The 12,069-nt window shown below is 61.4% G+C and carries 9 protein-coding genes and 3 tRNA genes; 6 read left to right on the top strand and 6 right to left on the bottom strand.

The window, feature by feature from the left end:
- Positions 1–99: 99 nt before the first annotated feature.
- Both LDN82_RS13945 and bcp read right to left on the bottom strand, forming a co-directional pair.
- Positions 100–181 (bottom strand) — tRNA-Leu (locus LDN82_RS13945).
- A gap of 63 nt (positions 182–244) precedes the next feature.
- Positions 245–718, bottom strand: coding sequence for a thioredoxin-dependent thiol peroxidase (gene bcp / locus LDN82_RS13940; RefSeq protein ID WP_224164614.1), 474 nt, complete (start codon positions 716–718; stop codon positions 245–247).
- Between the two features lie 94 nt (positions 719–812).
- Between bcp and LDN82_RS13935 the strand changes: the two genes are divergently transcribed.
- Positions 813–1,262 carry a MarR family transcriptional regulator gene (locus LDN82_RS13935; protein ID WP_346347089.1) on the top strand — a complete coding sequence of 150 codons (450 nt, stop codon included), beginning with the start codon at positions 813–815 and terminating at the stop codon, positions 1,260–1,262.
- 148 nt (positions 1,263–1,410) lie between these two features.
- Here LDN82_RS13935 and LDN82_RS13930 read toward each other — a convergent pair.
- The 4 genes from LDN82_RS13930 to LDN82_RS13915 all read right to left on the bottom strand — a co-directional run bounded on the left by LDN82_RS13930 (position 1,411) and on the right by LDN82_RS13915 (position 4,265).
- Positions 1,411–1,483, bottom strand: a tRNA-Lys gene (locus tag LDN82_RS13930).
- Between the two features lie 194 nt (positions 1,484–1,677).
- Positions 1,678–1,753: transfer RNA gene (locus tag LDN82_RS13925), tRNA-Lys, on the bottom strand.
- A gap of 118 nt (positions 1,754–1,871) precedes the next feature.
- Complete coding sequence (locus tag LDN82_RS13920) at positions 1,872–3,074, bottom strand: PQQ-dependent sugar dehydrogenase (RefSeq protein WP_224164612.1); 1,203 nt, start codon at positions 3,072–3,074, stop codon at positions 1,872–1,874.
- A 117-nt stretch (positions 3,075–3,191) separates the two neighbouring features.
- Complete coding sequence (locus LDN82_RS13915) at positions 3,192–4,265, bottom strand: hypothetical protein (protein WP_224164611.1); 1,074 nt, start codon at positions 4,263–4,265, stop codon at positions 3,192–3,194.
- 229 nt (positions 4,266–4,494) lie between these two features.
- Between LDN82_RS13915 and ilvD the strand changes: the two genes are divergently transcribed.
- From ilvD to serA, 5 genes are all read left to right on the top strand, one after another.
- The gene (gene ilvD, locus LDN82_RS13910) at positions 4,495–6,216 is read left to right on the top strand and encodes a dihydroxy-acid dehydratase (RefSeq protein WP_224090849.1); all 1,722 of its coding nucleotides are present in this window, start codon (positions 4,495–4,497) and stop codon (positions 6,214–6,216) included.
- 290 nt (positions 6,217–6,506) lie between these two features.
- On the top strand, positions 6,507–8,411 hold the full coding sequence (locus LDN82_RS13905) for an acetolactate synthase large subunit (RefSeq protein WP_224090848.1): 1,905 nt from the start codon (positions 6,507–6,509) through the stop codon (positions 8,409–8,411).
- 2 nt (positions 8,412–8,413) lie between these two features.
- Positions 8,414–8,926 carry an acetolactate synthase small subunit gene (gene ilvN, locus LDN82_RS13900; RefSeq protein ID WP_216923893.1) on the top strand — a complete coding sequence of 171 codons (513 nt, stop codon included), beginning with the start codon at positions 8,414–8,416 and terminating at the stop codon, positions 8,924–8,926.
- 100 nt (positions 8,927–9,026) lie between these two features.
- Positions 9,027–10,052, top strand: coding sequence for a ketol-acid reductoisomerase (gene ilvC, locus LDN82_RS13895; protein ID WP_263422257.1), 1,026 nt, complete (start codon positions 9,027–9,029; stop codon positions 10,050–10,052).
- A gap of 270 nt (positions 10,053–10,322) precedes the next feature.
- Positions 10,323–11,918 (top strand): phosphoglycerate dehydrogenase, encoded by a 1,596-nt coding sequence (gene serA / locus LDN82_RS13890; RefSeq protein WP_216923891.1) that lies wholly within the window; start codon positions 10,323–10,325, stop codon positions 11,916–11,918.
- Positions 11,919–12,069 lie beyond the last annotated feature (151 nt).

Below are 12,069 nucleotides of genomic sequence, written 5' to 3'. Positions count from 1 at the left end.
ATGAAATGTTCAGCGAACCGGGGGCGTTTCAGAATCCGTGGTTCTTCACCACTGTGTTGCTGTCGTGTTGCTCCAACTGCTGTGTTGTTACCTCTGCTGTGCGCAAGGGGGGACTTGAACCCCCACGCCCGAAGGCACAGGAACCTAAATCCTGCGTGTCTGCCAATTTCACCACTCGCGCTGGCTGGCCACTGGACTGCCCTGTGGGCTGACCGGAGCCTTCTTCCGGCCTCCAGTGTACCCGCTACTTGTCGAGTTTGAGGTCGCGGCGAAGCTTGGCGACGTGCCCAGTGGCTCTGACGTTGTACTGGGCCAAATGGACCTTTCCGTCCGGATCCACCACGATCGTGGAACGGATGAGGCCCATGTAGGTGCGGCCATAATTCTTTTTCTCGCCCCAGGCGCCGTAGGCATCGGCCACCGAATGCTCTGCGTCCGAGAGTATGCGGAACGTCAGCTGTTCTTCCCCCGCAAACTTGGCCAGTGCTTTCACCGGATCTGGAGAGACTCCCACTACTTCATAACCCGAAGTCTGGAGGGACGCGAGGTTGTCCCGGAAATCACAGGCCTCCTTGGTGCAGCCGGGGGTGGATGCTGCCGGATAAAAGTAGACAATGACTTTCCGTCCACGGAAGTCGGAAAGACTGACGTTGTTGCCATCTTGGTCTTGAAGAGTGAAGTCCGGGGCTACATCACCGGGAATAAGACGTTCCGCCATAATTTGCTCCTTGCTAACGTTCGCGACTCCCCAGCTTAGTGGCCGGAAGCAACGGCGACAGCTTCCACACGCATATACTGGCGGCATGCCAGATATGGAGAGATGGCCCACCACGCGATTGCTTTCAACAGCTGCGCGACTCGTGGAAATCTCATGGAATGAAAAATTGAAGAACATCGGACTGACGCATGCCGGCGTGATCGCCATGGAAGTCCTTGCTGCGAAGGGGCCCATTACGCAGGCTGCTTTGGCTGAAGTTGCCAGGGTCAAGGCGCAGACCATGGGCACTACTCTTGCACGGCTTGAGCTGCACGGGCATGTCAGCCGCCAGCGCAGCGACTCGGATCGCCGCAGCCACGTTGTGACGCTCACGGACGCCGGTTCTGCAGCTTTGGCCGAAGCTGTGCGGCTTGAGCAGGACGTGCTGGCCCTGGTTGAGGTCGACACCGCCAGGCTGCGCGACGAACTCAAGATCGTCGTCCGTGGCCTCGCCGGAATACCCGCGCTTGACCGTTCGGTGGGGGACGCCAACCCGCCGGTTTGAACCCGACCCGCCCGAACGTGGCCAGGTGAAGCTGACTCATTCCCCTGAGCCACGCCGGTAGGGAATTTCCCCGGCACGGGAAAGCAGGAAAAGCCAAAGCAGGAAAGGCTCCGGATCGTAGCAACGATCCGGAGCCTTTCCTATTCTGTGCACCCCCCGGGACTCGAACCCGGAACCCATTGATTAAGAGTCAATTGCTCTGCCAGTTGAGCTAGAGGTGCAGCTATTGTTTCGGTCAAAACGAAGGAGTCATATTCTCCATTGACGTCCGCAACGACAGATAACTCTACACCACTTTTTGAGGGCTGCTAACCAGAATTACCCCGGCGTGATGCATTCCACGAAGAGTGGTGTTCCAGCGCAACAAAGCAACGAAAAAAGGCCTTGGAGTGAATATCACTCCAAGGCCTTCCCTTGGTGCACCCCCCGGGACTCGAACCCGGAACCCATTGATTAAGAGTCAATTGCTCTGCCAGTTGAGCTAGAGGTGCAGCTGTTGATTTCGACCATACCCGGGGGCTTTTGTTCCCTCGGTGATCTCCGCAACGACATGTAACTCTACACGACTTCGGCGGATGAGGGAAATCGGCGGTGCCGGGCGTTGTACGTTCACGAAGACGCCCTCAAAATCAGCGCAAAATCAGGGTTTCTGTTGTTGCTGAGGACCCACAAGGTCCCGTCGGGAGCCTTGGCGACATCCCTCAGGCGACCATACTCGCCTGTGAAGTAAGCCACAGGTGAACCCGCATTGTCGCCGCTGAGCGGGATGACCCAAAGCCGTTGGCCGCGAAGGGCGCCCGTGTAGGCCACGCCGTCGGCAATTTCCAATCCGCTGGGTGACGCGTCAGCGGTTGAAGGCCAAACAACTTTGGCATCAATGAACCCGCTGCGGCCCGGGGCTCCCGTCACTGTAGGCCAGCCATAGTTGCCGCCAGGGGTAATCAGGTTCAGTTCGTCGTCCACGTCCGGACCAAACTCACTGGCCCATAACCTCCCCTCACTGTCCCATGCCAAACCCTGCACGTTCCGGTGTCCGTAGCTATAGACGGGGTTGTCTCCGAACGGGTTGCCCGGAGCAGGGCGTCCGTCGACAGTCAGCCGGAGGATCTTCCCGCCCAATGCGTTTGTATCCTGGGGTTGTTCCCGGCGCTGCGAATCGCCGGTGCCCACATAGAGGAAGCCGTCAGGACCAAAACGGATCCGGCCGCCGTTGTGGGTTGAAGCCTTTGATATGCCGGAAAAGACCACGTCAGGGTCGCCGAGCCTCAAAGTGCCTCCCGGCTCTTCCGACAAGCGCATTCTGGCGATCCGGTTGTCCGTGGCTGACGTGAAATAGGCGTAAAGCCAGCGGTCACTGGCGAAGTCCGGAGACAAGGCAAGGCCTAGAAGCCCACCTTCGCCACCAGGATCGACGCCGGCAACCTCACCGATGGTCGTTGTCCTGCCGTCACGAATGCTTTTGACCTGGGCCGAATCGCGTTCTGACACGATGGCTGTGCCGTCCGGCAGGAAGACGACGGACCACGGCAGCTGCAGGCCGGCGTCGAGCTTTTGCTGTACCTCCAATTTTGGTGGAAAAGCAGGTGGCACCAACCCGGAGGTGGAGCCCGTCCCGGGCGACACGGGGACACTGGAGCTGATGGAGCCGTCAGGGGTGGCCGCGGAACCCGGCGACGACGGACTACCCGTGCAAGCCGCCAGCAGGGCCGCCAGTAAAAAAGCGGCCGGAAACAGCACTGCGGCCCGGGTGGGCACCAACCGGCAGAAACCGTTGGCGGGTTGGTCGCCAGCATTTGCTGCATATCTGCCCATATCGCTCTCCCACGAACGATTCCCGGAAGTGAGTCCGGTTACCTGCGGAGCACTCTGTACCTGTTCCGTTCAGTGCCTGTGCCCTTAAGTGACTGCTCCGCTCAGTGCCTGTTCTGCTCAGTGCCTGTTCCGCGGAGGAGGGCGGAACCCGGCCGCTTCCGCATGTGCGGCGGATTCGAACCACACATCCGCGGTTGCTTCGGCGTAGCCGGCGGTATCTTCATCGTGATAGGTCATCGTTGTAGCGTTGGCCTTCACCGGGTAGCCCTCGGGGCCAGTGCCGTCTGCCGCGGCTCCTGCAGAGCCAACCCCGTAGGGATGCTCGGCGGCGAGATGGCCCGTTGCTGCCGTTGAATCCTCGTCGTCCGTTTCAGCAGCCGCGGTTTCCGCTCCCGCCAGCGTGGCCGAGTGTTGATCCGTGTATTCGTGATGGTGGACCACTGCGCCGCTTGCATCCGTCCACGAGGATTCCCACTCAGCCTTATCGGCTGCGTTGGCGTCTGCGGCGTTGGCCGCTGACCCGTCCACCTTGGGCGCGTCGTCGGCGCGCGTCACATCATCCGCGGTCACTCCCTCAGGGGATGCGGAAACGGGGGATTCAGAAACCGATGGTTCGGAAACTGCCGGCGCAGGTGCTACAGGCACAGAAACTGCGGGCTCGTCCGCCCTGGGTACAGATGCCGGCGTTCCGGCAGCCTCCCAGTCATCGACATCCCCGGCAGTGACCTGTGCATCCGTGTCCACCACTGGTTCATCGACTACTGGCTCGTCGAGCTCAGGCGTTTCAACGACAGGTTCGTCCACCGTCTGTCCGGCGTGGGCTTCGGTTTCGACGCGCGATTCCATACTGGATTCGACGGGGCCGCTGCCCTCAGCCGCTGCCTTCCCCATATTCGTGACCCCAGCCAGGCCCGCCACGCCAGCCACCGCCGCTGCTGTATCGGGCATCGACATCGTGTCGCTGGGTTCCATTGCGGCGGGTGGGGCAGTGCCCGGCCGTCCGGGAGCCCCGGTTCCAGAGGCAGCGGTTCCGGGGGCAGTGGTTCCAGGGGCAGTGGTTCCAGAGGCAGCGGTTCCAGAGGCAGTGCCCAATGGTGCAGTTGAGGAATTCCTGGCGTTGTTGCGGCTCAGGAGCCACCAAACAATCGCGACGATCAGCACAATAACAATGACCCAAATCAACCAGTCCATGGTGAGGCCCTTCTGCTCACAGGGTGCAGTTAGTGGTATTTCCGACGTTACGTGGCTGCAAATGGGGTGTCCAGCGTTTAGGGGCCTTCCAGCCCCGGTTGTGATGCAGTTGGCGACTTCACGGAAATGGCCGGTTTTCCGCCGGCGGCGAGGAAATATTCTTCTCTTCGTGCTTAATCCGGGTCGAATACGTCGTGGGCCGCTTCCGCTGACACATAGACTTTGGACCATGAGCGACGCCACCCGAATTGCGACAGATACCAAACCGGACATCAAGCCCCGCAGCAGGGTCGTAACCGACGGAATTCACGCCGCACCCGCACGTGGCATGTTCCGTGCTGTGGGGATGGGGGATGACGACTTCGCCAAACCACAAATTGGTGTCGCCAGCTCATGGAATGAAATAACCCCCTGCAACCTTTCCCTCAACCGTCTTGCGCAGGGCGCCAAGGAAGGCGTCCACGCCGGTGGTGGATTCCCTATGCAGTTCGGCACCATCTCCGTCTCGGACGGTATTTCCATGGGTCACGAGGGCATGCACTTCTCGCTCGTTTCCCGTGAGGTCATTGCCGACTCTGTCGAAACCGTGATGCAGGCCGAGCGCATTGATGGCTCGGTTCTCCTGGCTGGTTGCGACAAGTCCCTTCCCGGCATGCTCATGGCTGCTGCCCGGCTGGACCTCGCCTCCGTCTTCCTCTATGCCGGATCGATCATGCCCGGATGGGTCAAGCTCGAGGACGGCTCGGAGAAGGAAGTCACGCTTATTGATGCCTTCGAGGCTGTCGGCGCCTGTGCAGCAGGCAAGATGAGCATGGAGGACCTCACCCGCATCGAAAAAGCCATTTGTCCCGGCGAAGGCGCCTGTGGCGGTATGTACACGGCCAATACGATGGCCTGCATTGGCGAGGCGCTGGGCATGTCCCTGCCGGGTTCGGCCGCCCCGCCCTCAGCAGACCGCCGTCGCGATGACTTTGCACGCAAGTCCGGCGAAGCCGTGGTGAACCTGCTTCGCCTGGGAATCACTGCCCGCGACATCATGACCAAGAAGGCGTTCGAAAATGCCATCGCGGTCACCATGGCGTTCGGCGGATCCACCAACGCAGTCCTGCACTTGCTCGCCATTGCCCGCGAAGCCGAGGTTGAACTGACCCTGGATGACTTCAACCGCATTGGCGATAAGATCCCGCACCTCGGGGACCTAAAGCCTTTCGGCCGCTATGTCATGACTGATGTGGACAAGATCGGCGGCGTGCCGGTCATCATGAAAGCGCTTCTCGACGCCGGGCTGCTGCACGGTGACTGCCTTACGGTTACGGGCAAGACGCTCGCCGAGAACCTCGCCTCGATCAACCCGCCTGACCTTGACGGCAAGATCCTTCGGGCACTGGACAACCCCATCCACAAGACCGGTGGTATCACCATCCTGCACGGCACCATGGCTCCGGAAGGGGCTGTGGTGAAGAGCGCCGGCTTCGACGCCGACGTCTTTGAGGGCACGGCACGCGTTTTCGAGCGCGAGCAAGGGGCCCTTAACGCACTGGACAACGGTGAGATCCACAAGGGCGACGTCGTGGTCATCCGCTATGAAGGCCCCAAGGGTGGTCCGGGCATGCGCGAGATGCTTGCGATCACCGGCGCCATCAAGGGCGCCGGACTGGGCAAGGATGTGCTGCTGTTGACCGATGGCCGCTTCTCCGGCGGTACCACAGGTTTGTGCATTGGCCACGTTGCGCCTGAAGCGGTCGACGGCGGTCCCATCGCCTTCGTCCAGGACGGCGACCGCATTCGTGTTGACATCGCGGCACGTTCATTCGACCTCCTGGTGGACGAGGCGGAGCTTGAAGCCCGCAAGGTTGGCTGGGAGCCCCTGCCGGCGAAGTTCACCAAGGGTGTCTTGGCCAAGTATGCAAAGCTGGTCCACAGCGCGTCCACGGGAGCTTACTGCGGCTGATGCCTGTACCGGACTCCCGGGCCTTTGGCGGGGGAGTCCGGTAGGCGGACACCACTGTCCATATGGTGAGATACGATGGTGGTCAATTGACACGTATCTCACTTAGAGGGAACACTGAACGCATGATCTCATTCGTTACCGTCGGCGTCGTCGTACTTACCAAGCGCGTGGCTTAGCCCGACTGGTAACGAACTGTCACGCGCAACCCCTCGAAAAGCCGGAAGGCTGAGGGGTTTTTTTATTCCCCGAAGCAAGACCCATCAATCGAAGATCCACTAAGGAAGAGTCCGATGAGCAAAGGATCGCCGATCAGCCCCTCGCTGATGGCTGCAAAGTCCGCTGGAGCCCCAAAGGCTCCGGATAAGGTCGACCGTACGGCTGAGGCCGTCGTCGTCGACACTGCTGCACCTCTCTCTCCTGTACTTGGGCCGAACAACGTTGTACCCCCAACGGTGATGACCGGCTCGCAAGCAATTGTCCGTTCGCTCGAAGAACTCGGCGTGGACGATATTTTCGGTTTGCCCGGTGGCGCGATCCTGCCCACCTACGACCCCTTGATGGCCTCCAGCATGAATCACATCCTGGTCCGTCACGAACAGGGAGCCGGCCACGCCGCGCAAGGCTACGCCATGGTTACCGGACGGGTTGGCGTTTGCATCGCCACCTCGGGACCCGGTGCCACAAACCTCGTTACCGCCATCATGGACGCCCACATGGATTCCGTGCCGATGGTGGCCATTACCGGCCAGGTTTCCAGCGGAGTCATCGGCACCGATGCCTTCCAGGAAGCGGACATCGTGGGTATCACCATGCCCATCACCAAGCACTCGTTCCTGGTGACTGACCCCAACGACATCCCGCATGTCATGGCAGAAGCTTTCCACCTCGCGTCCACGGGCCGCCCGGGACCCGTCCTGGTTGACATTGCCAAGGACGCCCAGGTAGGCCAGATGACTTTCTCCTGGCCGCCGAAAGTTGACTTGCCGGGCTATCGTCCTGTGGTCCGCGGCCACAGCAAGCAAGTACGCGAAGCTGCCAAGCTGATCGCTGCCTCCAGCAAGCCTGTTCTCTACGTGGGTGGCGGTGTGGTCAAGGGACACGCCTCTGCAGAACTCATGGAGCTGGCGCTGGCAACCGGAGCGCCGGTAGTCACCACGCTGATGGCCCGCGGCGCCTTCCCTGACTCGCATCCACTCCATGTTGGAATGCCGGGCATGCACGGCTCCGTATCCGCTGTCACCGCCCTGCAGCAGGCAGACCTCCTGATTACCCTCGGTGCCCGGTTCGATGACCGCGTTACAGGTGTGCTGAAGACGTTCGCTCCCTTCGCCAAGGTGATCCACGCGGATATCGATCCCGCGGAAATCTCCAAGAACCGGACGGCCGATGTCCCGATTGTCGGTTCGGTGAAGGAGATCATTCCGGAACTGACCGAGGCCGTGAAGACGCAGTTCGAGCAAAGCGGTGCACCGGACCTGGATGCATGGTGGGCGTTCCTGGGCAACCTGCGCGACACCTACCCCCTGGGCTGGACTGAACCCGAGGACGGACTGACGGCACCGCAGCGCGTGATCAAGCGCATCGGCGAGCTCACAGGTCCGGAGGGTATCTACGTGGCCGGCGTCGGCCAGCACCAGATGTGGGCTGCGCAGTTCATCAAGTACGAGCGCCCCCACGCTTGGCTGAACTCCGGTGGAGCAGGAACCATGGGATACTCGGTTCCGGCAGCCATGGGTGCCAAGGTTGGTGAGCCGGACCGCGTGGTCTGGGCCATTGACGGCGACGGCTGCTTCCAGATGACCAATCAGGAACTGGCCACCTGCGCCATCAACAACATCCCGATCAAGGTCGCCATTATCAACAACTCCTCGCTGGGCATGGTCCGCCAATGGCAGACACTGTTCTACGAAGGCCGTTACTCGAACACGGATCTGAACACCGGCCACGACACCGTCCGCATTCCGGACTTCGTCAAGCTGGCGGACGCCTATGGTTGTGCCGCACTGCGTTGTGAGCGTGACGAAGACATCGATGCCACCATCCAGAAGGCACTTGAAATCAACGACCGCCCGGTCGTGATCGACTTTGTCGTCAGCCCCAACTCGATGGTCTGGCCGATGGTGCCGGCAGGTGTCAGCAATGACCAGATCCAGGTTGCCCGCAATATGACCCCGGAATGGGAAGAGGAGGACTAGGCATGAGCCGCCACACACTGTCCGTTCTGGTCGAAGACAAGCCCGGCGTGCTGACCCGCGTAGCCAGCCTCTTCGCCCGGCGCGCGTTCAACATCAATTCACTGGCTGTGGGACCCACCGAGGTTCCCGGCATGTCCCGCATGACGGTCGTCGTCGATGCCGACGGCGACCTCATCGAGCAGGTCACCAAGCAGCTCAACAAGTTGATCAACGTGATTAAGATCGTTGAGCTGACTTCCGAATCTTCCGTACAACGCGACCACATCCTGGTCAAGGTACGTGCGGATGCCGCGACACGCCTGCAGGTAACCCAAGCTGCAGACCTGTTCCGTGCCGCCGTCGTCGACGTGTCTACAGACTCGTTGGTGATCGAGGCAACCGGTACCCCCGAGAAGCTCGCTGCACTGCTCTCAGTGCTCGAGCCGTTCGGCATCCGTGAAATCGTGCAGTCCGGCACCCTGGCCGTTGGACGGGGATCCCGCTCCATGAGTGACAGGGCGCTCCGCTCCGCGTAGGAAACAGGCATAGGCCGCGTTAGCATGCCATGCCGAGCGTTGCGTCCAGTACCGCAGCACCACATCAATATCCAGAAACCACTCAAGAGGAGTTACGCAAGTGACTGAAATGTTCTACGACGACGACGCAGACCTGTCGATCATCCAGGGCCGCAAGGTTGCCATCGTCGGCTACGGTTCCCAGGGCCACGCGCACGCACTGAACCTGCGCGATTCCGGCGTCGAGGTTGTTATCGCGCTGAAGGAAGGGTCGAAGTCGACCGCCAAGGCAGAAGACGCCGGCTTCACTGTCAAGAACGTTGCCGACGCCGCTGAATGGGCAGACGTCATCATGATCCTCGCGCCGGACCAGCACCAGCGCTCGATCTACAACGACTCCATCAAGGACAAGCTGACCGAAGGCAAGGCACTCGCCTTCGCCCACGGCTTCAACATCCGCTTCGGCTACATCGAGCCCCCTGCAGGCGTTGACGTCATCCTGGTCGCTCCGAAGGCTCCGGGTCACACCGTGCGCCGCGAGTTCGAAGCCGGCCGTGGCATCCCGGACATCATCGCTGTTGAGCAGGACGCATCCGGTTCCGCTTGGGAGCTGGCCAAGTCCTACGCCAAGGCCATCGGTGGCACCCGCGCCGGCGTCATCAAGACCACCTTCACCGAAGAGACCGAAACCGACCTCTTCGGCGAACAGTCCGTCCTTTGTGGCGGCGTTTCCCAGCTGGTCCAGTACGGCTTCGAAACCCTCACCGAAGCCGGCTACCAGCCGCAGATCGCCTACTTCGAGGTCCTTCACGAGCTCAAGCTCATTGTTGACCTCATGTGGGAAGGTGGCATCGCCAAGCAGCGCTGGAGCGTCTCCGATACCGCAGAGTACGGCGACTACGTTTCCGGCCCCCGCGTGATCACTCCCGAGGTGAAGGAAAACATGAAGGCTGTCCTCGCGGACATCCAGAGCGGCGCATTCGCCAAGCGCTTCATCGAGGACCAGGACAACGGTGCCGTCGAGTTCAAGGAACTGCGTGCCAAGGCAGAGCAGCACCCGATCGAAGAGGTTGGCCGCGAACTGCGTTCCCTGTTCTCCTGGCAGCAGCAGGACCAGGACTACGTCGAAGGCTCCGCAGCCCGCTGATCCTTTGCCCAGTGCCCTGGGCACTGGAAGCGACGCCCGTCCGGCGAACAAAGCCGGGCGGGCGTCGCTGTTTCGCAGCCGCTCCTCCCAACACAGCGTCCTGTGAATTTCTTCACAACAACCTCAACCGGGCCGTAACATCGTTCACCGGCACCGGAATCCCTGTCCAGGTTCGATATTCTGGGCTGGTCCCGGCGTCGTGTCCGGGCCCGGCGCATCCGCTCCTTGTCCAGTACTGTCCCAAAGTTGTCCAAAGTAAGGTGCCACCCCGTGTCAGCCACCAAACCCGTCGTCCTCCTCGCCGAGGAACTTTCACCCGCCACCGTCGAGGCATTGGGTCCGGACTTTGAAATCCGCCAAACCGACGGCGCCGACCGTTCCCAGCTGCTGTCCGCCATCGCCGACGTCGACGCAATCCTGGTTCGCTCGGCTACCCAGGTTGATGCCGAAGCCATTGCCGCGGCTAAGAACCTTAAGGTCATCGCCCGGGCCGGCGTGGGACTGGACAACGTGGACATCAAGTCCGCAACGCAGGCCGGTGTCATGGTCGTCAACGCACCGACGTCCAACATCGTTTCAGCAGCCGAGTTGACGGTCGGCCACATCCTGAGCCTTGCCCGCCACATTCCCCAGGCGAGCTCCGCGCTGAAGAACGGTGAGTGGAAGCGTTCCAAGTACACGGGCATCGAACTCTTCGAGAAGAAGATCGGCATCATCGGCCTGGGCCGTATCGGCGCCCTTGTCGCAGCCCGCCTTCAGGGATTCGAAACCGAGATCCTGGCGTACGACCCCTACATCACCGCCGCTCGCGCCGCACAGCTCGGGGTCAAGCTGGTCACCCTTGATGAACTCCTGGAAAACTCCGACTTCATCACCATCCACATGCCCAAGACGCCCGAGACGGTGGGCATGCTCGGCGCCGACGCCTTCCGCAAGATGAAGGAAACGGCCTACGTCATCAACGTGGCCCGTGGCGGCCTGGTGGATGAGGAAGCACTCTACATCGCGCTGAAGGAAGGCCAGATTGCCGGTGCCGGCGTGGATGTCTTCGTCAAGGAACCCAGCACGGATCTGCCTTTCTTCGAACTGGACAACGTGGTCGTTACCCCGCACCTCGGCGCATCCACTGACGAAGCCCAGGAAAAGGCCGGCGTCTCGGTGGCCAAGTCCGTACGCCTTGCCCTCGCCGGCGAGCTCGTGCCCGATGCCGTGAACGTCGCAGGCGGTGTGATCGCTCCGGACATCCGTCCGGGCATCCCGCTGATCGAAAAGCTCGGCCGGATCTTCACGGCGCTGACCCATGCGTCGCTGACCCAGATCGACGTCGAGGTTGCCGGCGAGATTGCCGCGCTGGACGTCAAGGTGCTTGAGCTGGCCGCCCTGAAGGGCGTGTTCGCCGATGTCGTCACGGAGCAGGTCTCCTACGTCAACGCCCCCGTCATCGCAGAGCAGCGCGGAATCAATACCCGTCTGATCACCACCCCGGACGCCGAGGACTACCGCAACGTCCTCACGATCCGCGGTGCGCTCAGCGACGGTTCCCAGATCTCCGTTGCCGGTACGCTGACGGGACCCAAGCAAGTTGAGAAGCTCGTTGGCGTCAACGGCTACGACGTGGAAATCCCCATCAGTGAGCACTTGGTGGTGGTGGCCTACGCGGACCGTCCCGGTGTCATTGGCACCATCGGCCACATCCTGGGCATGAACAACATCAACATCGGCGGCATGCAGGTTGCACGCCAGACCGAGGGAGGCCAGGTGCTTGCGCTCCTGACCATCGACAGTTCTGTTCCGCAGCAGGTCCTGGAAGCCATCAAGGCGGGCATTGGCGCCGATATGGTCCGCGAGGTGGACCTGGAGGACTAGGACTGCTCCTCATCAGCCAACTTCGCGTGCCGGGGACACACCACTGACACGCAACGGTGGCCGGTCTGCTTACAATGGCTTGGTCCGGGATTCGGACCCGGCAGCAGGCCGGCCACTACTTTTTGCACATAGAGCCCGGGATTCCTTTGTG

The sequence above is a fragment of the Arthrobacter sp. StoSoilA2 genome, from assembly GCF_019977195.1.
Taxonomy (GTDB): Bacteria; Actinomycetota; Actinomycetes; order Actinomycetales; family Micrococcaceae; genus Arthrobacter.
The sequence above is the reverse complement of the archived record's forward strand: the minus strand, read 5'-3'. Positions and strand labels throughout refer to the sequence as shown.